The sequence below is a fragment of the Sphingomonas sp. CFBP 8760 genome, from assembly GCF_014841615.1.
Taxonomy (GTDB): domain Bacteria; phylum Pseudomonadota; class Alphaproteobacteria; order Sphingomonadales; family Sphingomonadaceae; genus Sphingomonas.
In genome coordinates this window covers 75,774-99,874 of the sequence record NZ_JACYUG010000003.1, presented here as the reverse complement: position 1 = coordinate 99,874, position 24,101 = coordinate 75,774, and the positions used below count along the sequence as shown (strand labels likewise).

At 69.1% G+C, this 24,101-nt stretch carries 33 protein-coding genes; 20 read left to right on the top strand and 13 right to left on the bottom strand.

What is annotated here, in order from left to right; all coding sequences use genetic code 11:
• Window positions 1-11 precede the first annotated feature (11 nt).
• Window positions 12-2,105, top strand: coding sequence for a M13 family metallopeptidase (locus IFT82_RS05365; protein WP_342355055.1), 2,094 nt, complete (start codon window positions 12-14; stop codon window positions 2,103-2,105).
• Window positions 2,106-2,311: 206 nt separating this feature from the next.
• Here the strand turns inward: IFT82_RS05365 and IFT82_RS05360 are convergent, their stop codons facing one another.
• The gene (locus IFT82_RS05360; RefSeq protein ID WP_192125270.1) at window positions 2,312-3,007 is read right to left on the bottom strand and encodes an aspartate/glutamate racemase family protein; all 696 of its coding nucleotides are present in this window, start codon (window positions 3,005-3,007) and stop codon (window positions 2,312-2,314) included.
• Window positions 3,008-3,081: 74 nt separating this feature from the next.
• On the opposite strand from IFT82_RS05360, the gene IFT82_RS05355 reads away from it, so the two are divergent.
• The 4 genes from IFT82_RS05355 to IFT82_RS05340 all read left to right on the top strand — a co-directional run bounded on the left by IFT82_RS05355 (window position 3,082) and on the right by IFT82_RS05340 (window position 5,770).
• Window positions 3,082-3,735, top strand: coding sequence for an HAD-IA family hydrolase (locus tag IFT82_RS05355; protein WP_192125269.1), 654 nt, complete (start codon window positions 3,082-3,084; stop codon window positions 3,733-3,735).
• The gene (locus IFT82_RS05350) at window positions 3,732-3,983 is read left to right on the top strand and encodes a hypothetical protein (RefSeq protein ID WP_244646529.1); all 252 of its coding nucleotides are present in this window, start codon (window positions 3,732-3,734) and stop codon (window positions 3,981-3,983) included. Before IFT82_RS05355 ends, IFT82_RS05350 begins: the two co-directional genes overlap by 4 nt.
• On the top strand, window positions 3,980-4,660 hold the full coding sequence (locus IFT82_RS05345; protein WP_192125268.1) for an ATP12 family chaperone protein: 681 nt from the start codon (window positions 3,980-3,982) through the stop codon (window positions 4,658-4,660). The genes IFT82_RS05350 and IFT82_RS05345 overlap by 4 nt, the downstream gene beginning before the upstream one ends.
• Window positions 4,661-4,843: 183 nt before the next feature.
• The gene (locus IFT82_RS05340) at window positions 4,844-5,770 is read left to right on the top strand and encodes an IS110 family transposase (protein WP_192125267.1); all 927 of its coding nucleotides are present in this window, start codon (window positions 4,844-4,846) and stop codon (window positions 5,768-5,770) included.
• 133 nt (window positions 5,771-5,903) lie between these two features.
• Here IFT82_RS05340 and gmk read toward each other — a convergent pair whose 3' ends face one another.
• The 6 genes from gmk to IFT82_RS05310 form a co-directional block, all read right to left on the bottom strand.
• The gene (gene gmk, locus IFT82_RS05335) at window positions 5,904-6,554 is read right to left on the bottom strand and encodes a guanylate kinase (protein ID WP_244646528.1); all 651 of its coding nucleotides are present in this window, start codon (window positions 6,552-6,554) and stop codon (window positions 5,904-5,906) included.
• Between the two features lie 66 nt (window positions 6,555-6,620).
• The gene (locus IFT82_RS05330) at window positions 6,621-6,830 is read right to left on the bottom strand and encodes a hypothetical protein (RefSeq protein WP_192125264.1); all 210 of its coding nucleotides are present in this window, start codon (window positions 6,828-6,830) and stop codon (window positions 6,621-6,623) included.
• Window positions 6,827-7,039 (bottom strand): hypothetical protein, encoded by a 213-nt coding sequence (locus IFT82_RS05325; RefSeq protein WP_192125262.1) that lies wholly within the window; start codon window positions 7,037-7,039, stop codon window positions 6,827-6,829. Before IFT82_RS05325 ends, IFT82_RS05330 begins: the two co-directional genes overlap by 4 nt.
• 63 nt (window positions 7,040-7,102) lie before the next feature.
• A complete protein-coding gene (fumC, locus tag IFT82_RS05320) occupies window positions 7,103-8,494 on the bottom strand; it encodes a class II fumarate hydratase (protein WP_192125260.1) in 1,392 nt (463 codons plus the stop codon).
• 24 nt (window positions 8,495-8,518) lie between these two features.
• Entirely contained in the window at window positions 8,519-8,938 is a 420-nt protein-coding gene (locus IFT82_RS05315) for a GNAT family N-acetyltransferase (protein ID WP_342355054.1), read from the bottom strand.
• Between the two features lie 34 nt (window positions 8,939-8,972).
• On the bottom strand, window positions 8,973-9,455 hold the full coding sequence (locus IFT82_RS05310; protein WP_192125258.1) for an SspB family protein: 483 nt from the start codon (window positions 9,453-9,455) through the stop codon (window positions 8,973-8,975).
• A gap of 73 nt (window positions 9,456-9,528) precedes the next feature.
• On the opposite strand from IFT82_RS05310, the gene hisB reads away from it, so the two are divergent.
• The 9 genes from hisB to sppA all read left to right on the top strand — a co-directional run bounded on the left by hisB (window position 9,529) and on the right by sppA (window position 15,892).
• A complete protein-coding gene (hisB, locus tag IFT82_RS05305; protein ID WP_192125256.1) occupies window positions 9,529-10,128 on the top strand; it encodes an imidazoleglycerol-phosphate dehydratase HisB in 600 nt (199 codons plus the stop codon).
• Window positions 10,125-10,409 carry a YciI family protein gene (locus tag IFT82_RS05300; protein ID WP_192125254.1) on the top strand — a complete coding sequence of 95 codons (285 nt, stop codon included), beginning with the start codon at window positions 10,125-10,127 and terminating at the stop codon, window positions 10,407-10,409. The genes hisB and IFT82_RS05300 overlap by 4 nt, the downstream gene beginning before the upstream one ends.
• Window positions 10,406-11,011 (top strand): imidazole glycerol phosphate synthase subunit HisH, encoded by a 606-nt coding sequence (gene hisH, locus IFT82_RS05295; protein ID WP_192125252.1) that lies wholly within the window; start codon window positions 10,406-10,408, stop codon window positions 11,009-11,011. Before IFT82_RS05300 ends, hisH begins: the two co-directional genes overlap by 4 nt.
• Complete coding sequence (gene hisA / locus IFT82_RS05290; protein ID WP_192125250.1) at window positions 10,999-11,736, top strand: 1-(5-phosphoribosyl)-5-[(5-phosphoribosylamino)methylideneamino]imidazole-4-carboxamide isomerase; 738 nt, start codon at window positions 10,999-11,001, stop codon at window positions 11,734-11,736. Before hisH ends, hisA begins: the two co-directional genes overlap by 13 nt.
• The gene (hisF, locus tag IFT82_RS05285; protein ID WP_192125248.1) at window positions 11,733-12,515 is read left to right on the top strand and encodes an imidazole glycerol phosphate synthase subunit HisF; all 783 of its coding nucleotides are present in this window, start codon (window positions 11,733-11,735) and stop codon (window positions 12,513-12,515) included. The genes hisA and hisF overlap by 4 nt, the downstream gene beginning before the upstream one ends.
• Before the next feature lie 64 nt (window positions 12,516-12,579).
• Window positions 12,580-12,948, top strand: coding sequence for an STAS/SEC14 domain-containing protein (locus IFT82_RS05280; RefSeq protein WP_192125246.1), 369 nt, complete (start codon window positions 12,580-12,582; stop codon window positions 12,946-12,948).
• A 41-nt stretch (window positions 12,949-12,989) separates the two neighbouring features.
• Window positions 12,990-13,301: a phosphoribosyl-ATP diphosphatase gene (locus tag IFT82_RS05275; protein WP_192125245.1), complete on the top strand. Its 312-nt coding sequence runs from the start codon at window positions 12,990-12,992 to the stop codon at window positions 13,299-13,301.
• Window positions 13,301-13,678, top strand: a complete 378-nt coding sequence (locus IFT82_RS05270) for a histidine triad nucleotide-binding protein (RefSeq protein WP_192125244.1) — start codon at window positions 13,301-13,303, stop codon at window positions 13,676-13,678. The genes IFT82_RS05275 and IFT82_RS05270 overlap by 1 nt, the downstream gene beginning before the upstream one ends.
• Window positions 13,679-13,954: 276 nt before the next feature.
• Complete coding sequence (gene sppA / locus IFT82_RS05265) at window positions 13,955-15,892, top strand: signal peptide peptidase SppA (RefSeq protein WP_192125493.1); 1,938 nt, start codon at window positions 13,955-13,957, stop codon at window positions 15,890-15,892.
• 194 nt (window positions 15,893-16,086) lie between these two features.
• Here sppA and IFT82_RS05260 read toward each other — a convergent pair whose 3' ends face one another.
• Window positions 16,087-16,731, bottom strand: a complete 645-nt coding sequence (locus IFT82_RS05260) for a trimeric intracellular cation channel family protein (RefSeq protein WP_192125243.1) — start codon at window positions 16,729-16,731, stop codon at window positions 16,087-16,089.
• Window positions 16,732-16,880: 149 nt separating this feature from the next.
• Here IFT82_RS05260 and IFT82_RS05255 point away from each other — a divergent pair, with 149 nt between their 5' ends.
• Window positions 16,881-17,204, top strand: coding sequence for a glycine zipper 2TM domain-containing protein (locus IFT82_RS05255; RefSeq protein ID WP_192125242.1), 324 nt, complete (start codon window positions 16,881-16,883; stop codon window positions 17,202-17,204).
• Window positions 17,205-17,389: 185 nt separating this feature from the next.
• On the top strand, window positions 17,390-17,953 hold the full coding sequence (locus tag IFT82_RS05250; RefSeq protein ID WP_192125241.1) for a glycine zipper 2TM domain-containing protein: 564 nt from the start codon (window positions 17,390-17,392) through the stop codon (window positions 17,951-17,953).
• A 35-nt stretch (window positions 17,954-17,988) separates the two neighbouring features.
• On the opposite strand, the gene IFT82_RS05245 is transcribed toward IFT82_RS05250, so the two are convergent.
• Window positions 17,989-18,210 carry a hypothetical protein gene (locus IFT82_RS05245; RefSeq protein ID WP_192125240.1) on the bottom strand — a complete coding sequence of 74 codons (222 nt, stop codon included), beginning with the start codon at window positions 18,208-18,210 and terminating at the stop codon, window positions 17,989-17,991.
• Window positions 18,211-18,330: 120 nt separating this feature from the next.
• Here IFT82_RS05245 and crcB point away from each other — a divergent pair, with 120 nt between their 5' ends.
• From crcB to IFT82_RS05230, 3 genes are read left to right on the top strand one after another with little or no spacing between them, the layout of a single operon-like run.
• The gene (gene crcB, locus IFT82_RS05240; protein ID WP_192125239.1) at window positions 18,331-18,708 is read left to right on the top strand and encodes a fluoride efflux transporter CrcB; all 378 of its coding nucleotides are present in this window, start codon (window positions 18,331-18,333) and stop codon (window positions 18,706-18,708) included.
• Window positions 18,705-19,817: an RluA family pseudouridine synthase gene (locus IFT82_RS05235; RefSeq protein ID WP_192125237.1), complete on the top strand. Its 1,113-nt coding sequence runs from the start codon at window positions 18,705-18,707 to the stop codon at window positions 19,815-19,817. Before crcB ends, IFT82_RS05235 begins: the two co-directional genes overlap by 4 nt.
• On the top strand, window positions 19,817-20,446 hold the full coding sequence (locus IFT82_RS05230) for an FMN-binding negative transcriptional regulator (RefSeq protein WP_192125235.1): 630 nt from the start codon (window positions 19,817-19,819) through the stop codon (window positions 20,444-20,446). Before IFT82_RS05235 ends, IFT82_RS05230 begins: the two co-directional genes overlap by 1 nt.
• A gap of 66 nt (window positions 20,447-20,512) precedes the next feature.
• Here IFT82_RS05230 and IFT82_RS05225 read toward each other — a convergent pair whose 3' ends face one another.
• The 3 genes from IFT82_RS05225 to IFT82_RS05215 all read right to left on the bottom strand — a co-directional run bounded on the left by IFT82_RS05225 (window position 20,513) and on the right by IFT82_RS05215 (window position 22,259).
• Complete coding sequence (locus IFT82_RS05225) at window positions 20,513-20,938, bottom strand: organic hydroperoxide resistance protein (protein WP_192125233.1); 426 nt, start codon at window positions 20,936-20,938, stop codon at window positions 20,513-20,515.
• Window positions 20,939-21,040: 102 nt separating this feature from the next.
• The gene (locus IFT82_RS05220) at window positions 21,041-21,475 is read right to left on the bottom strand and encodes a hypothetical protein (protein WP_192125231.1); all 435 of its coding nucleotides are present in this window, start codon (window positions 21,473-21,475) and stop codon (window positions 21,041-21,043) included.
• A gap of 172 nt (window positions 21,476-21,647) precedes the next feature.
• Entirely contained in the window at window positions 21,648-22,259 is a 612-nt protein-coding gene (locus IFT82_RS05215) for a TetR/AcrR family transcriptional regulator (RefSeq protein WP_192125229.1), read from the bottom strand.
• A 216-nt stretch (window positions 22,260-22,475) separates the two neighbouring features.
• Between IFT82_RS05215 and IFT82_RS05210 the strand changes: the two genes are divergently transcribed.
• The gene (locus IFT82_RS05210) at window positions 22,476-23,306 is read left to right on the top strand and encodes a FadR/GntR family transcriptional regulator (RefSeq protein WP_192125227.1); all 831 of its coding nucleotides are present in this window, start codon (window positions 22,476-22,478) and stop codon (window positions 23,304-23,306) included.
• A gap of 40 nt (window positions 23,307-23,346) precedes the next feature.
• Here IFT82_RS05210 and IFT82_RS05205 read toward each other — a convergent pair whose 3' ends face one another.
• Window positions 23,347-23,829, bottom strand: coding sequence for a hypothetical protein (locus IFT82_RS05205; RefSeq protein WP_207105738.1), 483 nt, complete (start codon window positions 23,827-23,829; stop codon window positions 23,347-23,349).
• Between the last annotated feature and the right edge of the window lie 272 nt (window positions 23,830-24,101).

The following is a 24,101-nucleotide window of genomic DNA, read 5'->3' as shown; positions in this document are numbered from 1 at the left end:
AGATACTGTCTGTGAAGAAGCTGCTGCTTGCCTCCACCGTCGCGCTGGTGGCGATGGCTCCCCTTGCCGCCCGTGAAGCCCTTTCCCCTGCCGCCCCGGCGCAGACCGCGGCACCGGCCCAGACCGCGGCGCCCGCCGCCGCCACGTCCGCCCCTTACGGCAAATGGGGCATCGATCTGGCCGGCATGGACAGGAGCGTGAAGCCCGGCGACGACTGGTTCCGCTTCGTCAACGGCACCTGGGAAAAGAACACGCCGATCCCGGCCGACCGGTCGAACTACGGCACCTTCGGCGTGCTGCGCGACCTGTCCGAAGCGCGCGAGCGCACACTGATCGAAGGATATCAGCCGACCGACGCCGCCAATCCCGATCGCGCCAAGGTCGCGATGCTCTATCGCGGCTTCATGGATCAGGCGGCGGTGGAACGCGCCGACGCGGCACCGCTGGTGCAGCGGCTGGCCCCGGTGAAGGCGGCGGCGACCAAGGACGACATCGCCCGGCTGATGGGCCGGTCGATCGGCGGGTTCGGCGGCAGCTTCTTCGGCCCCGGCGTCAGCGACGATGCCAAGCAGCCCGATCTCTATGCGCTGTACCTGCGCCAGTCGGGGCTGGGGCTGGGCGACCGCGACCTGTATGTCGATGCGAAGTTCAAACCGCAGCTCGACCGGTATCGCCAGTATGTCGCGCAGATGCTGGGCATGGCCGGCTGGCCCGATGCCGCCGCCGCCGCCGACAAGGTGGTGGCGATGGAGACGCAGGTGGCGCAGGCGCACTGGACCCGCGCGCAGAGCCGCGACCGCGACAAGACCTATAACCCGATGACGCTGGCGCAGTTGCAGGCGAGCGCACCCGGCTTCCCCTGGGCGGCATTCTGGCAGGCGGCCGGGATCGGCGGCGCGGAACGCGCGATCGTGGGGCAGAACACCGCCTTCCCGAAGATCGCCGCCGTCTTCGCCGCGACCGATCTCGACACGCTGAAGGCGTGGCAGGCGTTCCGCGTCACCGACGATATCGCGCCGATGCTGTCGAAGCGGTTCGTCGATGCCAATTTCGAGTTCCGCTCCAAATTCCTGAACGGCCAGCCGCAGCAGCGCGACCGGTGGAAGCGCGCCGTCGCCTTCGCCGATCGCGCGATGGGCGAGGCGATCGGCCGCGATTACGTCGCGCTGTATTTCCCGCCCACGTCGAAGGCGAAAATGGACCAGCTGGTCGCCAACCTGCGCGTCGCGCTGGGCGGGCGCATCCGCAACCTGACGTGGATGGGGCCGGCGACCAAGCAGGAGGCGCTGGCCAAGCTGGCCGGCTTCTCGGTCAAGATCGGCTATCCCGACAAGTGGCGCGATTACGGCGCGTTGCAGGTGCAGGCGGGCGACGTGGTCGGCAATGCCGAACGCGCCGGCCGGTTCGAATGGGATTACCGCCGCAACCGGCTGGCCGGGCCGGTCGACCGGGGCGAATGGGGCATGACCCCGCAGACGGTGAACGCCTATTACAGCCCGGTGAAGAACGAGATCGTCTTCCCCGCCGGCATCCTGCAGGCACCCTATTTCGATCCGAACGCCGATCCGGCGGTCAATTACGGCGCGATCGGCGGCGTGATCGGGCACGAGATCAGCCACGGCTTCGACGATCAGGGCCGCAAGTCCGACGGCAAGGGCGTGCTGCGCGACTGGTGGACCGCGGAGGATGCCGCCAAGTTCGACGCGCAGGCATCCAGCCTGGGTGGCCAGTACGAGGCCTATACCTTCCCCGACCTGCCCGGCCTGCACATCAACGGCGCCGCCTCGATGGGGGAGAATATCGGCGATCTGGGCGGCGTGCTGATCGCGCTCGACGCCTATCACACCTCGCTGGGCGGCAAGCCGGCGAAGGTGATCGACGGCTATACCGGCGACCAGCGCTTTTTCCTCGGCTGGGGCCAGGCGTGGCGCACGCTGACCCGGACGGAGGCGCTGCGCCAGCAACTGGTCAGCGACCCGCACTCCCCCGGCCAGATCCGCGCGGTGAACCCGCTGCGCAACGTCGACGCGTGGTACAAGGCGTTCGATATCCAGCCGGGCGCGAAACAGTATATCGCGCCGGGCGAGCGCGTGCGGATCTGGTAAGCCACGCCTGCCACTCTGGCGGGGGTGAAACCGCCTCCGCCAACTTATCCCCCCCGGCGGAGGCCGGGGCCCAGTTGGGTGAAGTGCGGTAATAACGCACTACGGTCTTTCCAACTGGACCCCGGCCTCCGCCGGGGAGGCATTTCAGGATGGGTGGGGTGACCTTCACCCACTTCCGGATACGCCGGAACGAGCCGGCGGCCCGCTCAATCGTCCCCCAGCGCCCACGCCACCGCCGCCTGCGCGTGCAGCGTCGTCGTATCGAACAGCGGCACCGCGCTGTCGTCGTCGCCCACCAGCAACATGATCTCGGTGCAGCCCAGCACGATCGCCGCCGCGCCGCGCGCCACCAGCCGGGCGATTATCGCGCGGTAGACCGCACGGCTGGCCGGTTCGATCCGGCCCTGCACCAGTTCGTCGTAGATGATCGCATGGGCGGCCCGCCGGTCGTCCGCGTCGGGGACGATCACGTCCAGCCCGTGCCCGGCGAGCCGTTCGGCATAGAAGGGCTGCTCCATCGTGAACGCGGTGCCGATCAGGCCCACCCGCCCATGGCCCGCCGCGCGCACCGCCCGCGCGGCGGCGTCGCCGATATGGAGTAACGGCACGCCGATCGCGCCCGCCACGTCGTCCGCCATCAGGTGCATCGTATTGGTCGCGATCAGCACGCCGTCCGCGCCGCCGCGTTCCAGCGCGCGGGCGGCGTCGATCATCTGCGCCGTCAGCGCGGGCCAGTCCCCCGCCCGCTGCCGCGCCGCGACCTCGGCGAAATCGACCGACAGCATCAGGATGCGCGCGGAATGGAGACCGCCCAGCCGGTCGCGCACCCCCCGGTTGATGAGGCGGTAATATTCCAGCGAGCTTTCCCAGCTCATGCCGCCGATGATGCCGATCGTCTTCATGACCAACGGGGATGACGCGGCTTTATGGCGATTGCGGGGCTGACACGCGCGGCGATCGCGCTATGGCGGGGGCGATGACCCGTCCCGTCCGCCTTGCCGTGTTCGATTGCGACGGCACCCTTGTCGACGGGCAGGCCAATATCGGCCGGGCGATGGACGCGGCGTTCGCGCTGTCCGGCCTGGTGCCGCCGCCCCGTGCCGAGACGCGCCGGATCGTCGGCCTCAGCCTGCCGCAGGCGATGCAGGTGCTGCGCCCCGATGCCGATCACGCGAAACTGACCGCCGATTTCAAAAGCGTCTACCAGCAGTTGCGCCGTGACGGCGGGCTGGACGACGAACCGTTGTTCGACGGGGTGGCGGCGGCGATCGACGTACTGGTGTCGGCCGGCTGGACGCTGGGCGTCGCCACCGGCAAATCCGATCGCGGGCTGGCGCATGTGCTGGAGCGGCATGGCCTGACGGACCGGTTCGTCACGCTCCAGACCGCGGACCGGCACCCCTCGAAACCCCATCCGGCGATGCTGCGCGCGGCGATCGCGGAGGCCGGGGCGACGGCGGCGGAGACGGTGATGATCGGCGACACCAGTTTCGACATGGCGATGGCGCGCAGCGCGGGCACGCGCGCGGTGGGGGTGGCATGGGGTTACCACGCCCCCGCCGAACTGACCGATGCCGGCGCGGACACGGTCGCCACCCATGCCAGCGAACTGCCGGGCTTGCTGGGATGAACGAGTTTCCGGACGATGTCGGCGCCGACCCCGTACCCCCGCAGGTCGCGCAGCGGCGCTGGCTGGTGCTGGTCGGCATCCGCCTTGCCGGGGTGGCGGGGGCGATGCTGGGCATGGTGCTGGCCGCGCGCACGCACGATCTGCTGCCCAAGCTGATCGGCATCGCGCTGGTCCTGTCCGCGCTGGTCGTGATCGCGGTGGTGCCCGCCAGTCTGGCGCATCGCTGGCGCAGTCCGCCCGCGCCATGAAGCGGTTCTGGGATCAGGTCGGTATCGTCGATGGCGGCATCCTGCTGGACGGCCGGCCGGTGCGGACGCCGGGTCGCCTGCCGCTGGTGCTGCCGACGGCGGCGCTCGCCACGCTGGTCGCCGACGAATGGCGCGCGGTGACGGGTGAGGTCGATCCGCACGCGATGCCCGCCACCGGCCTCGCCAATGCCGCGATCGAACGGATCGCCCCCGACCCACGCGCCTTCGCCGCCGGGCTGGCGAAATATGGCGAGACCGACCTGCTCTGCTACCGTGCCGATACGCCCGCGCCGCTGGTCGAACGGCAGGTGGCGGCGTGGGACCCGCCCCTGAACTGGGCGCGACAGCGCTATGACGTGCGGATCGAAACCACCGCCGGCATCGTCCACCGGCCGCAACCGCCCGCGACGATCGCCCGGCTGGGCGAGGCGATCGGGGCGAAGGATGCGTGGACGCTCACCGCCCTGTCGCCGGTCGTGACGATCACCGGATCGCTGGTGCTGGGGCTGGCGCTGGCGGAAGCGGCGATGACGCCCGACGCGGTATGGGCGGCGGCGCGGGTCGACGACGACTGGCAGGCGGAGCAATGGGGCGAGGATACGCTGGCGACCGCCACCACCGCCGCGCATCGCCGCGATTTCGACGCGGCGGCGCGGTTTCTGGCGGCGGTCGGGTAGGGCGGCACGACGGCCCCCCCCCCTGTCTGTTGGCATGATGGTATAAGGCAGTTGCGGAAGGGAGCCCGTCCCCCCCGAGGGTATGGAGCCCGATAGGGAGCAAGGGTCCCTTCCGCTTGGTCATCAACCTGAACAGTTGCCTGGGACTGCTGATCCCGCACGACATGGACAGGAGCCTATACCATGCCACAAGCCGTCATCGGCTGCGACCTTTCGCGTGCCTTCATCGATACCTGCGATCTGCCGTCGGGAAAGATCGGTCGGATCGCCAATACCCCTGATGCCGTTGCCACTTGGCTGGATACGCTCGATCACGATATCCGTATCGTCTTCGAGGCGACCAGCGGTTGCGACGGCGAGTTGATCGCCGCCCTGGCGGCGCGCGGCCACCCTTTCTCGCGCGTCAATCCGCGTCAGGCGCGTGAGTTCGCCCGCGCGACCGGTACGCTCGCCAAGACCGACCGCGTCGACGCCCGCGTGCTGGCGCAGATGGGCGCAGCGCTGGACCTGCCGGCCACCATACCCCTCAGCCCCGCCCGCGCGCGACTCGCCGATTTCCTGCGCCGGCGCAGGCAGTTGGTCGACATGCGCAAAGCCGAAAAGCTGCATCGCCACAGCGCCGGCCAGCCCTACATCGCGCAAGCCATCGAAACCATGATCGACCTGCTCGACCAGCAGATCGCCGCGCTCGACCGCCAGATCGCAGGCTTCATCGCCGAGGATCAGGCCTTGTCCGAACAGGCCGAATTACTCCGGGCCGTTCCCGGCATCGGCCCCACCGTCCTTGCCACCCTGCTCGGCGAACTTCCCGAACTCGGCACCCTGTGCCGCCGCAAGATCGCCTCGCTCGCCGGCCTTGCTCCCCATGCCCGCGAAAGCGGAACATGGCGTGGTGCCAGACGCATCTGGGGCGGACGGCGAAAGGTCCGCGAAGCCCTCTACATCGCTGCCCTAAACGCCTCACGACGCATTCCCGTCCTCACCGCCATGCGCGACAGGATGCGCGCCAAGGGCAAGGCACCCAAAACCATCCTCATCGCCGTCGCGCGGCAGCTCCTCGTCATCCTCAACGCCATGATCCGTAAACGACAGCCTATCGCACTCGCGTGACCAACACAGTTGCCCCCCGCGTCGTCATTGCGAGCGTAGCGAAGCAATCCAGCGCGTCACACGCGGGGCGCTGGATTGCTTCGCTACGCTCGCAATGACGGACTGAAGGGTGTTGGCTTAGTTACCGGCGGGATCACCGCGTCAGGCGGCGGATGAACCCGATCAGGCCGGTCTGGCGCGAACGCTTCAGCCGTTCGGCGGCGAGGATCGTCTTCACGCCTTGGAAGCACGCCTCGACATCGTCGTTGACGAGGACATAGTCATAGCCGTCCCAGTGGCTGACCTCGTTGGCCGCCCGCGCCATCCGCGCGTCGATCACCGCCGCCGAATCGGTCGCGCGCTTTTCCAGACGGTCGCGCAGTTCGGGCATCGAGGGGGGGAAGATGAACACGCGCACCACATCGCCGCCCGCGATCTGGAACAGCTGCTGCGCGCCCTGCCAGTCGATGTCGAACAGCACGTCCTTGCCGGCGTCCAGCAACGCCTCCACCTGCGCCCGCGGCGTGCCGTAGCGATGGTCGAAGACGTGCGCCCATTCGAGGAATTCGTCGTTCGCCGCCATCCGGCGGAATTCTTCGAGGTCGACGAAGTGATAGTCCCGCCCGTCCTCCTCGCCCTTGCGGATCGCACGGGTGGTGGCGGACACGGACATTTCCAGCCCGGCATCGTCGGCGAGCAACTTGCGCGCGATGGTGGATTTGCCGGCCCCCGACGGGGACGAGAGCACGAACAACATGCCCCGCCGCTTGAGGCCGTGTGCATCGTCAGGGAAATGGTGCGCCATGTGCGCCTTTGGCCGGGCGCGGGGGCGGGCGTCAAGCCGCCAGCCACCTGCCCGGCCGATCCGCGATCAGAACGTCGGCGGCACCGAGCGGCCCGCACGACGCCGGTCATAGGCCTTCTTCGCGACATAACCGCCGCCGAGCAACATGCCGAGCGGCCCCATCCGGCGCAGCCCGCCGCCGACCAGCGCGCCCATCGCCGCACCCTTCAACCCGCCGCGGCCATCGCGACGATCCATTTCGCGGCCCACCAGGGCGCCGATAATCTTGCCGATCATTTCACATCTCCAAAAACGGTGTCTTTCAGCTCGCCCGCCCCGCGCAGGACGGCCCAGCCGACGGCATAGGTGATCGCCATCGGCACCACGACCTTCAGCACATTGGCGACGATCGCGCCCTTCAGCGCGCCGTCCCAGCTGGCATCGTCGTCACCACCCATGCTGTCGATGACGCCACCCACCAGCGCGCCGATTGTCGTTGCACCCACGGTCCGATCTCCTTCGTGCCATGCATAGCGCGGGACGGACGATCCGGTTCCGTCCCGGCCCCATCAGCGCCCGATCATCCCCTCCGGCCGGACGACGCGATCGAACGTCTCGGGGTCGACCAGCCCCAGTTGCACGCCCGCCTGTTTCAGCGTCAGCCGTTCGGCATGGGCATGCTTGGCGATCTTCGCGGCATTGTCGTAGCCGATCTCCGGCGCCAGCGCGGTGACCAGCATCAGCGACCGGTCGACCAGGTCGCCGATCCGCTCGCGATCCGCGGTCATGCCGGTGACGGTCCGTTCCGCGAAGCTGGTCATGCCGGTGGCGAGCAGGTCGATCGAGCGCAGCACGTTGGCGCCGATTAATGGCTTGAACACGTTCAGTTCCAGATGCCCCTGCATCCCGCCCATCGTGACCGCGACGTTGTTGCCCATCACCTGCGCCGCCACCATCGTCAGCATCTCGCACTGGGTAGGGTTCACCTTGCCGGGCATGATCGAGCTGCCGGGTTCGTTGGCGGGCAGTTCCAGCTCGCCCAGCCCCGATCGCGGCCCGCTGCCGAGCAGGCGGATGTCGTTGGCGATCTTGCTCAGCGCCACCGCCAGCACGTTGAGCGTGCCGTGCAGGTCGACGAGGCCGTCGTTGCTCGCCAGTGCCTCGAACTTGTTGGCGGCGCTTTCGAAGGGCAGGCCGGTCAGCGCGGCGATCTCCGCCGCCACCGCCTCGCCGAACCCGGCCGGGGCGTTCAGCCCGGTGCCGACCGCCGTGCCCCCTTGCGCCAGCGGCATGATGTTGCGCGCCAGCGTGGCTTCGATCCGGGCGCGGGCGTTGGCGATCTGCGCGGCATAGCCGGAGAATTCCTGCCCCAGCGTCAGCGGCGTCGCATCCTGCAAGTGGGTGCGGCCGATCTTGACGATATCGTCCCATTCCCTTGCCTTCGCATCAAGCGCGGCATGGAGCGTATCGAGCGCGGGATAGAGCGTCGTCGTCACCGCGATCGCGGCGGCGACGTGCAGTGCGGTGGGGAAACTGTCGTTGGACGACTGGCCGCGATTGACGTCGTCATTGGGGTGGATCGGCGTCTTGCCGCCGCGCGTGCCGGCCAGCACCTCGTTGGCGCGGCCGGCGATCACCTCGTTCACGTTCATGTTGGACTGGGTGCCGCTGCCCGTCTGCCAGATCACGAGCGGGAACTGGTCGTCCAGCCGGCCGTCGACGATCTCCGCCGCCGCCGATTCGATCGCGTCCGCCTTGCCCCCGTCCAGCCCGTGCGCGCGATTGGCGCGGGCGCAGGCGCGCTTCACGATCGCCAGCGCATGGACGATGCCGATCGGCATCCGCTCCCGCGCGCCGAACGGGAAGTTTTCGAGACTACGCTCGGTCTGCGCGCCCCAATAGGCGGTGGCGGGAACCTCGATCGGGCCGATCGAATCGGTTTCGGTGCGGGTGTCGGTCATGCCCGCATCAACCCCGAACCCCGGTCAGTCGATCCGTTTGCGCAGGAAGAACCGCGCCTCGCCGGGCGGGAAATCGTCGATCTGCCCGATCACATCGTACCCCAGCTTCTCGTAGAAGCCGCGCGCCTGGAAGCTGAACGTGTCGAGCCAGAGGCCGATGCACCCCAGCCGCCGCGCCTCATCCTCGGCAGCGAGCATCAGCGCGCGGCCCCGCCCCTGCCCCTTCATCGCCGGCGGCACCGCGAGATACTGGACGAACAGCCAGCGAAAGCCGGTCAGGCCCCATAATCCCCCAACGATCGCACCGTCATCGTCGCGCAGGACGATCGCGACGGTGTGCCGCTCGGTCGGGCCGACCATCGATTCGTTATGGGCAACCAAGGGCGCGAGGATCGCGTCGCGGATCGCATCGGTAGGGCCGGATATGATCTCGGGAATGGTCACGGCCGCATTGCTTCGCGATGCGGCGCGCCCCGGCTCATTTCTTCCGCTTGAAATCCACGCTGACGACGTTCGATCCGTCCTCGACCGGCTGCGCGATCGGGCCGTCGTTCTCGGCGTCGTGCACCTCGGCGGCGGCGTCCGGGTCCTCCTGCGCCTGGAAGCGCAGTTCGAAATTGACCGCCGGATCGTGGAAACCGGTGATCGCCGAATAGGGGATGACCAGCTTCGACGGCACCTGATTGAAGCTGAGGCCGACCGAGAACCGCTCGTCGTCCACGGTCAGGTCCCAGTACCGGTTCTGCATGACGATCGTCATCTCGTCCGGAAACCGCTCGATCAGCCGGCGCGGGATGTCGACGCCGGGGGCCTGCGTCTTGAAGGTGATGTAGAAATGATGCTCGCCGGGCAGGCCGCCCGCCTCCGCGACCGATCCCAGCACGCGGCCGACCACGGCACGCAGGGCTTCCTGGACGATCTCGTCATACGGGATCAGGCTATCGGGCAGACCGTCGCTCATGCAGCCTTGGGTAGGCCCCCGTTACCCCCAGCGTCAAGATTGCATGGCGGGCCATGCACGTTATGGGGTGGATATGCGCACCGCCACCATCACCCGCGACACCAGCGAGACCAAGATCGCCGTCACCGTCGATCTCGACGGCACCGGCCAATACGATATCGAGACCGGCGTCGGCTTCTTCGACCATATGCTGGAACAGCTGTCGCGCCATTCGCTGATCGACCTGCACGTCCGCACCAAGGGCGACCTGCATATCGACCAGCACCACACCGTCGAGGATACCGGCATCGCGATCGGCGAGGCGGTGGCCAAGGCGCTGGGCGACAAGCGCGGCATCCACCGTTACGGCGACGCGCTGTCGCCGATGGACGAGACGCTGACGCGGGTGGCGCTCGACATCTCCGGCCGGCCATGGCTGGTGTGGAAGACCGAGTTCAGCCAGAAACGGCTGGGCGAGATGGATACCGAGATGTTCCAGCACTGGTTCCACAGCTTCGCGCAGGCGGCGGGCATCACGCTCCACGTCGAGACGCTGCACGGCGAGAACAACCACCACATCGCTGAAAGCGCGTTCAAGGGCCTGGCCCGCGCGCTGCGCAAGGCGATCGAGATCGATCCGCGAAAAGGGGATGCGATCCCCTCGACCAAGGGCACGTTAGGAGCCGCAGCATGATCGTCGTCATCCTGAATTACGTCGTACCCGTCGAATCGATCGACGCGCATCGGCCCGCGCACCTGACGTGGCTGCACGAGGGCGTTGCGGCGGGGATGCTGCTGTGCGCGGGGCGGCAGGTGCCGCTGACCGGCGGCATGTTCCTGTGCAAGGGCGAGCGTGCGGATGTCGAGGCATGGGCGGCGACCGATCCGTTCGCGGTCCACGGCCTCGCCGAATACCGGTTCATCGAAGTCGCGCCCTCGGTGGTCGCGCCGGGGCTGGACCTGCTGAAGGGATGACGCTGGCGCTGATCGATTACGGCGCGGGCAATCTCCATTCGGTCGAGAACGCGCTGCGCGCGGCGAGCTGCACCGACCTGATCGTCACCGCCGATCCCGATGCGGTCGCGCGGGCTGATCGCATCGTGCTGCCCGGCGTCGGCGCGTTCGGCGCGTGCGCGGGGGCGCTGCGCTCGATCGACGGGATGGTCGAGGCGATGTCCACCCGCGTGCGGCAGCAGGGTACGCCCTTTCTCGGCGTGTGCGTCGGGATGCAGTTGATGGCCGATGCCGGCGAGGAGATGGGCACCCATCCCGGCCTCGGCTGGATCGCCGGCCGCGTCCGCAAGCTGGAACCCGGCACGATGGACGCGAAGGTGCCGCACATGGGCTGGAACGACGTGGTACCGGTCACGCCGCATCCGCTGGTGCGGGCGGGCGAGGCGTATTTCCTCCACAGCTATGCCTTCGATGGCGACGACGTGATCGCCGTCACCGACCATGCCGGCCCGGTCACCGCCGCGATCGGCCGCGACACGATGCTGGGGGTGCAGTTCCACCCCGAAAAGAGCCAGTCCTACGGGCTGGCGCTGCTGGAAAGATTCCTGACATGGGCGCCCTGATCGTCTTCCCCGCCATCGACCTGAAGGGCGGGCAAGTCGTCCGCCTGGCGGAGGGCGATATGGACCGCGCCACCGTGTACGGCGACGACCCCGCCGCGCAGGCGATGCTATTCGCGGACGCGGGCGCGGGCCATCTCCACGTCGTCGATCTCGACGGCGCGTTCGCCGGTGCCTCGGTCAACGGCGATGCGGTGCGCGAGGTGGTCCGCCGCTTTCCCGGCCATGTCCAGCTCGGCGGCGGCATCCGCACGCGAGCGAGCGTGGAGGGCTGGTTCGACCTGGGCGTCGCGCGCGTCGTGATCGGCACCGCCGCGCTGGACGATCCCGATTTCGTGCGCGGCGTGGCGCGCGACTTTCCCGGCGGCATCGTCGTCGCGGTCGATGCGAAGGACGGCATGGTCGCGACCAAGGGCTGGGCCGACGTGTCGACCACCACCGCCACCGATCTCGCCCGCCGGTTCGAGGATGCCGGCGTCGCCGCGCTGCTGTTCACCGATGTCGGCCGCGACGGCCTGCTGAAGGGCTGCAACGTCGAGGCGACGGTCGACCTCGCCCGCGCGGTGTCGATCCCGGTGATCGCGTCGGGCGGGGTCGCGGGGATCGCCGACATCCATGTGCTGGCGCTCCATGCGAAGGACGGGATCGAAGGCGTCATCACCGGCCGCGCGCTGTACGACGGGCGGCTCGATCTGGCCGCGGCATTGAACGTGGCGGCGGCGGCGTGACCGTCCGCGCGCGCGTGATCCCCTGTCTCGACGTGGCGAACGGCCGCGTCGTGAAGGGCGTGAACTTCGTCGAGCTGCGCGATGCCGGCGATCCGGTGGAACAGGCCCGTGCCTATGACGCGGCCGGGGCGGACGAGCTCTGCTTCCTCGACATCACCGCCAGCCACGAGGATCGCGGCACCATCCTCGACGTGGTGCGCCGCACCGCTGCGGTCTGCTTCATGCCGCTGACGGTCGGCGGCGGGGTCCGCACCGCCGACGATGCGCGCGCGCTGCTGCTGGCGGGGGCGGACAAGGTCGCGGTCAATTCCGCCGCCGTCACCCGGCCCGAAGTGGTCGCCGATATCGCCGAGCGGTTCGGCAGCCAATGCTGCGTCGCCTCGGTCGATGCGCGCCGGTCCGGCCCTTCGACCGGCTCAGGACAGAGTGGGTGGGAGGTGTTCACCCATGGCGGCCGCCGCCCGACCGGGATCGATGCGGTGGCGCACGCGCTGCGCCTCGCCGACCTTGGCGCGGGCGAACTGCTCGTCACCTCGATGGACCGCGACGGCACGCGCAGCGGCTACGATCTCGACCTGATCCGCGCGATCGCCGACCGGACGAGCGTGCCGGTCGTGGCATCGGGCGGGGTCGGCGGGCTGGACGATCTGGTCGCGGGGATCGCGGAAGGTCATGCCTCCGCCGTCCTCGCCGCCTCGATCTTCCATTTCGGCGAAGCGAGCGTCGCCGATGCCCATGCCGCGCTCGCCGCCGCCGGCATCCCCGTCCGGGCGCACTGACGGGGCGGTCCGGATCATCGGCGTTAGCGATTTCGTAAAGGTCGCGCTGCCAGAACCCCGGCCGATGTACGCGATTCGCTTCCGGCACGATCTCAACCTGCTCGACATCCGCTGGACCGGCCAGTTCACGCCGGACGCGGTCGATGCCTATGCGCGCGAACTGGTCGCCCGGTTCGTGCGGGAGGGGTTCCGCCCCGGCTATCGCCTGCGCATGGACATGACGGACAGCGCGGTGCAGCCGGTGGCGGCCGCCACGCTCATCAACCGCCGCCTCGGCGACTTCCCCCGCGCCGACCGGATCGCGATCGTCACCCGCAGCGCGATCGCGCGGTTGCAGGTCCGCCGGTTCATGACGCAGTCCTATCTGCGCATCTTCGACGATGCCGCCCTCGCGCTCGACTGGCTGACCGAGGCCGATGTGCAGGCCGCATAAGCCGGATTGACCGACCGGCGGCGAGCGGTCACCAAGCGGGCATGGACCCGCTCGACCGCCTAGCCGCCACGATCCGCGACCGCCGCGGTGCCGATCCCGGCTCCAGCTACGTCGCCAGCCTGTTCGCGAAGGGCCGGCCCAAGATCGCGCAGAAACTGGGCGAGGAGGCGGTCGAGACCGTCATCGCGGCGATGGCCCAGCCCGACAAGATCGTGTCGGAGGCCGCCGACCTGATCTTCCACCTGCTCGTCCTGCTCGCCGATGCCGATGTCACGCTGGACGACGTGCGCGCCGAACTGGCGCGGCGCGAGGGCGTGTCGGGCCACACCGAAAAGGCCGCAAGGAGCGCGTGATGCCGATCGATGCCACCCTGCCCTATGACGATCAGAACATCTTCGCGAAGATCCTGCGCGGCGAGATCCCGTCGCAGCGGGTGTACGAGGACGACTGGGCGATCGCCTTCCACGACATCGCCCCGCAGGCGCCGGTGCATCTGCTGGTGATCCCGCGCGGGCCGTATGTCTCGTGGGACGATTTCAGCGAACGCGCCCCGGCGGAGGACATCGCGGGCTTCGTCCGCGCGGTGGGCCGGGTCGCGCGCGATCACGGGCTGGTCGCGCCGGGGTACCGGCTGCTCGCCAATGTCGGCGGGCATGGCGGGCAGGAGGTGGCGCACCTCCACGTCCATCTGTTCGGCGGCCACCCGCTGGGGCCGATGCTGGCACGGTAAGGCCGGATCAAGGGGCGAATGCTCGCGCGAAGCAGAATTGCTTTCGCGCGGAGGCGCGGAGGACGCAGAGGGGTAGCGGCCGATGCGATCATGTCCCGATCATACAGCGGCCGGTGATCGACGCCGACACTGGCCCGGCACGCAACTCCTCCGCGCCTCTGCGCGAGCCATCACGTCGTCACGGTTTCGCCTGAACGTGCCTCGCTCGAACACCTCGATCGCGATTGCCAGCCATTCGCCGTTGTTCTAGCCGTAGCGGCGATGACCGACAGCGCCATGCCCCGCCCCGCCCCCTCCTTTTCCGACGGCCGGCCGCCGCGCGGGCGCAGCGGCTGGCGGCTGGTGCGCGGCGCGTGGAAACTGCTGGTCGCGGTGAAGGACGCGCTGGTGCTGATCGCGCTGCTGCTGTTCTTCGCACTGCTGTTCGCCGCGCTCAACGCGCGGCCGGGCACGAAGGCGATCGGCGAGGGCGCGTTGCTGCTCGATCTGGACGGATCGATCGTCGAACAGCCGGCGGAGGTCGATACCCTGGCCACCCTGTCCGGCCAGTCGGTCGCCAAGCAATATCGCCTGCGCGACGTGCTGCGCGCGATCGATGCCGCGCGCACCGATGCGCGGGTGAAGGCGGTGGTGCTCGATCTCGACCGGTTCGGCGGCGCCTATCCGGCGGCGCTGGGCGAGGTGGCCGATGCGCTGGTGCGGGTGCGTCAGTCGGGCAAGCCGGTGCTGGCCTATGCCACCGCCTATACCGACGGCAGCTACCGGCTGGCGGCGGCGGCGAGCGAGGTGTGGGTCAACCCGATGGGCGGCACGCTGTTCACCGGGCCGGGCGGCACGCAACTCTACTACAAGGGGCTGATCGACCGGCTGGGGGTGAACACCCATGTCTATCGCGTCGGTCGCTACAAGTCGTTCGTCGAGCCCTATACCCGGGCCGACCAGAGCCCGGATGCGCGCGCCGCGTCGCAGGCGCTGTATGGCGCGCTGCTGGAGCAATGGCGCGAGGGCGTGGCGCGGGCACGGCCCAAGGCGCAGGTCGCGCAGTTCCTCAGCCAGCCGCAACAGGCGGTGCTGGCGACCAACGGCGACATCGCGCAGGCCAATCTGCGCGCCGGGCTGGTCGACAAGCTGGGCGACCGCACCTCGTTCGGGCAGCGCGTGGCGCAGATCGCGGGCACCGAGACGGGCAAGCCGATCGGCTCGTTCCGCACCATCGGCTATGACCGCTGGGTCGCCGCCAATCCGATGTCGACCACCGGCGACGCGATCGGCGTGCTGACCGTGGCGGGCGATATCGTCGATGGCGAGGCCGGTCCCGGCACCGCCGCGGGCGACACGATCGCCAAGGCGATGCTCGACGGTCTCGCGACCAAGAACCTGAAGGCGGTCGTCGTGCGCGTCGATTCGCCGGGCGGCTCCGCCCTCGCCTCCGAACGCATCCGGCTGGCGGTGCTGGAGGCGAAGAAGCGCGGGCTGCCGATCGTGGTGTCGATGGGCGGGCTCGCCGCATCGGGCGGCTACTGGGTGTCGACCGCGGGGGACACGATCTTCGCGGAACCGGCGACGATCACCGGATCGATCGGCATCTTCGGCATCATTCCCACCTTCGAGAACACGCTGGCCAAGATCGGCGTCACCACCGACGGCGTGAAGAGCACGCCGCTGACCGGCCAGCCCGATGTCTTCGGCGGCACCACGCCGGTGATGGACGCGATCCTCCAGGCGGGGATCGAGAACGGCTATCGCCAGTTCATCGGCCGGGTGGCGGACGCACGCCGCATGACCCCGCAACGCGTCGACGAGATCGGGCAGGGCCGGGTGTGGGACGGCGGCACCGCGCGCCAGATCGGGCTGGTCGACCGGTTCGGCTCGCTCGCGGATGCGGTGGCGGAGGCGGCGAATCGCGCCAAGCTCGATCCCGCCAAGGTCCAGACCGTCTATCTGGAAAAGGCGCCCGGCTGGGCCGCGCGACTGGTGGAATCGCTGGGCAGCGGCAATGACGAGGACGGGACCAGCCCCTCGGGCGACGTCTTCGCCCATGCCGCCGCCGACCGCCGCCTGCTGGTGGCGCGCGCGATCGGCGACGTCGCCCGCCTGACCCGTGGCGGGTCGGTGCAGGCGCGCTGCCTGGAATGCGGCGCGATGGGGCCGGGCACCGCCAATGCGGCGGACGGCCGCCTGCTCGACCTGCTGATCGCGCGGCTGGGGTTCTGACGGGCGCCGGTCAGATCGCCCCTATCCACCCACTCCGTCATTGCGAGGAGCGAAGCGACGCGGCAATCCACCGGCCGCGCGCGTGACGCGCTGGATTGCTTCGCTACGCTCGCCATGACGGATGGGCAGGGCTCACGTCATCATGCTCTGGTCATGACGAACAGATGCTCACGCAGCGCCCCGCCCCCGCGTCCTCAATCCGTCCAGCGATACGCGGGCAGCGCCAGTTTCCACCGGATCGCCACCGCGCGCAGGGTGAAGCCCGCCGCCGCGCCGATGATGCCGGCGGTGGTCGGGTCCATCCCCGCCATCGCCAGCGCGACGAAGCTGGCGGAGGCCAGCGCGGCGGCGGTGACATAGAGTTCGGGCCGCATCAGGATCGACGGCTCGCCCGCCAGCACGTCGCGAATGATGCCGCCGACGCACGCCGCCACCACCCCCATCACCGCCGCCGGCACCGGCGCGACCCCATATCGCATCGCCTTCGCCGCGCCGTATGCGGCATAGGCGGCCAGCCCGACCGCATCGAACCAGTCGAGCGCCGCGCTGGACCACCAGCGGCGCGGCGTCGCCCAGATCACGATCGCCACGATCAGGCACAGCCCCGCGACATGGCCGTCGCGCACCCAGAACACCGGCGCGCCGATCAGCAGGTCGCGCACCGTGCCGCCGCCGACCCCGGTAATGAGCGCGAAGAACGACAGCGTCACCAGCGTCTGCCCCCGCCGCGCCGCCGCCAGCGCCCCCGACGCGGCGAACACCGCCAGTCCGGCAAGGTCGAGCCACGGCGCGGCGGTCGGCAGGATCGGTACCGACAGGGGGGGGACGGAGGCTATCATCGCGCCCGCCCTTACCGCCGATCGTCCCGCGATGGGAACGGACTTGTCATGCCGCACGGGCCGTTTCGGTCGTTGTCTGACGTTCATGCAACCGGCGCCCGGCGACAACGTTACGCTAATGGTACGGATTTCCAGACGGGAGAGTTGTAATGCGTAAGATGTTACTGGCGCTGGGCTGCGCCGCGATGGTCGCCCCCAGCCTGATGGTCACGGTGACGACGGCGGATGCACAGCGTCGCTACCGCGACAGCGACCGCAACGGGCGCGTGTATCGCGACAATCGCGGCCGGCTGCGCTGCAAGAAGAAGGATGGCACGACCGGCGCGATCATCGGCGGCGTCGGCGGCGCCCTGCTCGGCCGCACGGTCGACACGCGCGGCGATCGCACGCTCGGCACGCTCGGCGGCGCGGCCGCGGGTGCGCTGGCGGGACGCGCGATCGATCGCGGCAGCGGGAACGACCGCTGCCGTTGATCCTTCGGGTCACGTACGACGGGAAAGGGCATCATGGGACACCCCATGGTGCCCTTTTCCGTATCCGACCCGTGTCCGGCGGGGCGGCCGGTGATCCCGGACATGAACGGCACGTAGTTTGCGGTTCACGCAACCGCGCCGCTCACCGGACCGTTTCACGTCCGTCATCAATATAGGAGCCAGTAATGCGTATCATGCTGTCGATTGCGCTCGCCGCCACGACCGTCGCCGCCCTGCCCGCCGCCGCGCAGGACACCCGCCGCGAGGCGAACCGCGAATATCGCGAGGAACTGCGCGATGCCCGCCGCGACTATCGCCGCGACGTCCGCAACGCCGATTCGCGCCGCGACGTGCGCGAGGCGCAGCGCGATTATCGCAACGACGTGCGCGATGCCCGGCAGGACCGGCGTGGCGACCTGCGCGATATCCGTCGCTATCGCGGCTATGACTATAACCGCTACGAACCCGGCCAGCGCGCCTATTATGCCGACCGCTATTACCGCGACGGCCGCTATTATCAGGAGCGGCGTCTGGGTCGCAACGACCGGGTCTATCGCGGCGGCAACGGCCGGTATTACTGCCGCCGCAACGACGGCACGACCGGGCTGATCGTGGGTGGTCTGGCGGGTGGTGCGCTGGGCAGCGTGATCGCCAATGGCCGGTCGAGCCTGCTCGGCACGCTGATCGGGGCGGGCGGCGGCGCGCTGCTCGGCCAGTCGATCGATCGCGGCAACGTGCGCTGCCGCTGAACGATCGGGGGGCGGCGACCGTGCCGCCCCCTCCCTCAGAAGAGGCCGCCGCCCAGCGACAGGCGGATGGCGAAGATCACGATCAGCACCAGGTTCAGGTTGCGCCCGCCATTGCTGGACGACAGCGCGCCGACCGCCGCCCCGACGATGCCGATCGGGATGACCAGCCAGTTCATCCAGCCCAGCAGGGGCACGAAGGCGACCAGGCCGAGCGCCAGCGTGACGAGGCCGACGAAGATCGAGACGATGTTGAGCATGGTGCGAACATGGCCGCCGCACCCGCCCCCGACAAGACGCCGGTCGTGAAACCCGCCGGATAAGCGCCGGGCGGGCCAGTGTCGATTTGCCGCACCGGCGGGGAGCGGCTACGGCGGGGCATGACTTCCCTGATCCTCGTGATGCTTGGCGGTGCGCTCGGCTCGGGCTCACGCTATCTGACCGGCCGGGCGACGCTGTCGCTGTTCGGCCCCGGCTATCCCTATGGCACGCTGGCGGTGAACCTGCTCGGCGGCCTGGCGATGGGGTTGCTGGTCGGTATACTCGCCCGTGCCGCCGCCGCGGAGCCGTGGCGGCTGTTCGTCGGCGTCGGCGTGCTGGGCGGCTACACCACCTTCTCGTCCTTCGCGCTCGATGCGGTGATGCTGGCCGAAGGCGGCGCGCCGTTCGTCGCGCTGGGGTACGTCCTCCTGTCCGTCACCGGCGCGATCGCCGCGCTGGCCGCCGGGTTGTTCATCGCACGGAGTGTCGCGGCATGAGCGATCCGAAGACCGAGCCGAAGGAAGTCCGCCAGTTCACTGTCGGTTACGACGATGACGGCATCCGGCTGGACCGCTGGTTCAAGCGGCATCTGCCCGACACCAGCTTCACCACCGTCGCCAAATGGGCGCGGACCGGCCAGTTGCGGGTCGACGGATCGCGCGCCACCCCCGGCGACCGGATCACCGCCGGCCAGCAGCTGCGCGTCCCCCCGGCCGAACCGCCCCCGCCCCCCGGTGCCAAGCCGGAGCGGGTGCGTACCCCCCTGTCGGCGGACGAGACCGCCTATGTCCGCGACATGGTGATCCACCGCGATCCGCAGGCGTTCGTCCTCAACAAGCCGCCGGGGCTGGCGACGCAGGGCGGCACGAAGACGACCGCGCATGTCGACGGCCTGCTCGACGGTCTGGTCACCGACGAGGAGGGGCGGCCCAAGCTCGTCCACCGGCTCGACAAGGATACGTCGGGCGCGCTGCTGATCGCGCGCACCTCCCGCGCGGCGGCGTTCTTCGCCAAGGCGTTTTCCAGCCGCACCGCGCGCAAGGTGTACTGGGCGCTGGTCGTCGACGTGCCCTCGATCGAGGACGGCATCGTTGACCTGCCGATCGCCAAGCAACCCGGCACCGGCGGCGAGAAGATGCATATCGACGAGGAGAACGGCCAGGCCGCCCGCACCCGTTACCGCGTGATCGAACGCGCCGGCAACCGCACCGCCTGGGTCGAGCTGCAACCCTTCACCGGCCGCACCCACCAGTTGCGCGTCCACATGGCCGCGATCGGCCACCCGATCGTCGGCGACGGCAAATATGGCGGCGCGGCGGCGTTCCTCACCGGCGGGATCAGCCGCAAGATGCACCTCCACGCGCGCCGCCTGCGCGTCGACCATCCCGATGGCGGCCGCATCGACGAAACCGCCGACCTGCCGACGCACTTCGCCGAAAGCCTCGCCAGCCTCGGCTTCGACCAGGCGCTGGGCGACCGGCTGGAGATCGAGGAGGACAAGGGCCCCCCGCCCAAGGCAGTGCTGAAACAGCGCGCCAAGGCCCATGCCAAATCGGTTCGCAAGGACCGCAAGGGCGAACGCCGGTCGCGGGGTACGCGTAGCTGATGCATCCCGCTCCGGCATTTCGGGATGACGATGCGGCGCTGGAGCGGGTCGTGAATATCGGCTTCGCGCAGATCGTCATCGTCACCCCCGAAGGACTGATGATGGTCCACGCGCCCATGACGCGCCATGCCGCCACGCTGCGCTTTCATGTCGCACGGCATAATCGGGCGGCCCCTTATCTGGACGGGGCATCCGCGCTGCTCAGCGCATCGGCAGTGGACGGTTATCTGAGTCCCAATTGGTATGCCGTGCCGGGGGACCAGGTACCGACATGGAATTATGTCGCGATCGAGGTGGAGGGGCGACTGCACGCGCTGGATGAAGATGAACTTATCGCGCAGTTGGACGATCTGGCGGCTTTCCATGAGCCGCGCGTCAATCCGGGCGCACCATGGACTCGTGGCAAGATGAACGACATCCGGTTCAGGGCTATGTTGCAAGGTATCCGAGGTTATGATCTGCGACCCGCCGCGATCCGTGGCACCACCAAGTTAAGCCAGAACAAATTATTCTCTGATCGGCAAGGCGTTGTCGCGGGCCTGCGCGCCGCCGGAAATTTTTCATTGGCGACGGCGATGGAAGATATCATGCCCGATGCCACGGGCAGCACTTCCGCTCAGCCTCGATAGCCGCGCCTCAATAGACAGTCCCCCACACCTCCGTGACCGATGGTACGGCGCGTGGGGGATGCCATGTCAGACCACCGTCAGCCCGACATCGACATTGTTGCGGGTGGCGTTGGAATAGGGGCACACCTCATGCGCCGCATGCATCAGTCGCTCCGCATCGGCGCGGTCGACGCCCGGCAGGTCGATGGCGAGATCGGCGGTGATGCCGTATCCACCCTCCGAACGCGGACCGAAGCCGATCGTCGCGGTCACGGTGGCGTCGGCGGGAACCTTGACGCCTTCCTTGCCCGACACCGCCTTCATCGCGCCTAGGAAACAGGCCGAATAGCCCGCCGCGAACAGCTTCTCCGGGTTGGCGCCCTCGCCACCCGGTCCACCCATTTCCTTCGGCACGACGAGGTTCACGTCGACGGTGCCGTCCTCGGTCCGGGCGCGGCCGTCACGGCCGCCGGTGGCGGTGGCATTGGTCTTGTAGATCACGTTTACGGACATGCAGCTTTTCCTCGGAACGGCCGTCGGGACAGGCCGGATCGGAGTTAAACGGTCAAGTCCCCTTGCGGTTGCGCGCCGGCGGCATCGGCCGGACCGGGCAGGTCAGGCGAAGGCGACCCGGCCGGTGCGGGCGATCCGGGCATCGTTGATCGTGTCGACGACCATCTCGTACTGGGCGGGCGAATAGCCCGCGGCCAGGAAGGTCCGCAACTCCAGCGCCGGCACCGCATAGCCATGCCGCCAGCTCAGCACCGCGATCCGGCGCAATGCCTCCAGCCGGTCGTCGGCCAGCCGCGGGCTGACGCGCAGCCCGAACAACACCCCCAGCCAGCGCGACACGCGCCCGGGGGTACGCAGGGTCGACACCCGGTCGTGCCGGGCGATGGCGATGACGGAGCGTTCCAGATCGGTCAGCGCGGGCGCCAGCGCCGATACGGCCACCTCGACGCGGGGCGACGGCATCGCCGGCACCGTCGCCGCCAGGCTCGCCCGCGCCGCACCTGCCATGCCGGGTTCGTTGAATGCCAGGAATGCCATGTCCACTATCCCTCTTGCAAGTCCGGCGCCCGGCGTGGAGCCGGGTGGCGGTGCAGGCGGGCCGTTGATCGCCGCCTTCTGTACCGATTGGTATATTTGCGTATTACCGCGCCGTCAACGACTTTCCGTACCGACCGGTAACGAATTATCCGGCCAGCTTATCCGAACGACGTCAGGTACTTGGAAACATCGCCAAGCCGGTATCGACCAGCCGTTCCAGCTCGGCGCGAGAGGCGCCGCTGCCCGCCTGGATCGCCATCCCCTGCAACAGCGCGAACAGATAGCTGTGGAGGCCGTGGACATCGACATGCGCGGGCAGATCGCCCTCGGTCTTGGCGCGTTCGAACCGGGCGATCAGCGCCGCCTGCGACGAGGCGCGGCGGGCGACGACATCCGCCTTGATCGATTCGGCTTCCTCCCCGCACGCCACCGAATGGATCACGCCCAGGCACCCGCGCGGGCCGCTGTTGCTGGTCTGCGCCTCCAGGGCGCCGTGCAGCAGGCATTCCGCCACGCCGCGCGCCGTCGGCTGATCCAGCGCGGCGCGCATATATTGCAGCTTCTCGGCCTCGTAGAGGTCCAGCGCCTTGTGGAACAACGCTTCCTTGTTGCCGAACGCGGCGTACAGGCTGGGTTTGGTGATCCCCATCGCCTCGGTCAGGTCGGTCAGCGACGCGCCTTCATACCCCTTGGTCCAGAACACCCGCAGTGCCGCCGCCAGCGCCCGATCGACGCAGAACTCACGCGGGCGGCCCTTGGTGGCCGTGTGGGTGGCTGTTTCCATAACGCCCGGTATATAAATAGTCGGGCCGCGAAGACAAGCCGCCATGTTGCGGCGCACCCCTGCCCGGCATCGTTGCCGCCGCCGCCAGCCCCCTCTTCCCATACCCCTCCGCACGTGGCGGAGCCGGGCCGGTCGAGGCGCTTATCCCTGCCGGGTGAGCGGCCTGCCCCACGTGGTGCCTTGCGCGCGGCGGGCCGATGCGCTCCACTGGCGCGCATGAATTCCCCCGACGATCTTTCCCCGCCCGCCGCGCCGCCACCCGACGTCACGCCACTCGACGTCACGCTGCCCGACGTGCCCCTCGCCCCCCGTTCGGTGCGCGGCACCGGCCGGCGGCTGTACGGCGCGATCGCCAACCGGCTCGGCACCGCGATCATGTCGGGGGAATACCCTCCCGGCGCGGTGCTGCCCGCCGAGATCGCCTTTTCGGGCGAGCTGGGCGTGTCGCGCGGCGCCTATCGCGAGGCGATGCAGGTACTGATCGCCAAGGGGCTGGTCGAAAGCCGGCCCAAGGCGGGGACGCGGGTGTTGCAGCCCGATCGCTGGAACCTGCTCGATCCCGACGTGCTGGCCTGGGCGTTCGCGGGCACGCCCGATATCGGCTATGTCCGCAGCCTGTTCGAACTGCGCGCGATCGTCGAACCCGCCGCCGCGCGTCTCGCCGCCGAACGCCGCACCCGCGACGACCTGCGCCACATGAAGGACGCGCTGGCCGCGATGCGCCGCCACACGCTGGCCACCGACCAGGGCCGCGCCGCCGACCGCGATTTCCACCACGCGATCCTGCGCGCGACGCAGAACGGCGCGTTGCTGACGCTCAGCGCCAGTATCGGCGCCGCGGTTGGCTGGACCACCCAGTTCAAGCAACGCGCCCGCGCCCTGCCCCGCAACCCCGTGCCCGACCACGTCCGCGTCTACGACATGATCGCCGCCGGCGACATTGACGGCGCGGGCGAGGCGATGCGCCTGCTGGTCGACCTGGCGCTGGACGACACGAAGAGCGCGATGGTGGGAAGCGAGCCATCGTCGGCACCGGGCGACGCCTGAGCGGCGGCGGTTGCCGGCGCGGGCGTGACGGGCGGCACGATCAGCGGATACGCCTGACCTTCACCGATCGCCGCCCCGGTGCGGTTGCGATATAGCTGCCCAGCGCACCGGCCTTGATCGTCACGATGTCCTTGTCGCGCGGCGGCGACATCACCTGTTCGGTCGTTTCCCAGACCCCGCCGTCGTCGAGCGCGAAGCGAAGCAGGCCGCCGGGCAGGAGTGTTGGCGACCGTAGCGTTCCCGCCAGCTGCTTCAGCTGGCCGTCACCGCTACCCTTGCCATCGCGACCGTCGCCATCGCCGTCGCCGAACAGCCTGATCGACGGCAGTGAGAAGCCGAACAGGGATCGTTTCGCCTGCTGGACCTGCGCGCGGTCCATGACGACGATGTCCCTGTCGCGTTCCGCCCGCAGCAACGCATCCGCAGCACGGTCGTAACAGGCGATGCGGCGGTCGTCCTGCGCGATGGCGCGGCACGACCGCAGACTTTCGATCAGCGGTTGCGGCGCCGGGCCCTGCGCCATTGCCATCATCATAATTATCGACAGCATTATTGTCATATCCTCGTGCAAGAAATTCGCTGCCAGCACTGGCAGGCGCGGGATGCAAGGCGTTCGGTCGTTTGCCGAGGCAAAAAGCGACAGTGTTGCGTAGCGGACACATCGGGATTGGAAATGTTACCGTTAGCCCAACACTCATTGCGGCTAGCCTGCATCAATGCATAACCACCACTCAGCCGGCGCGAGCGACCGGAGTAACATCCCTTTCAGAGAGAAGGGAAAAAGGGGTCATATGA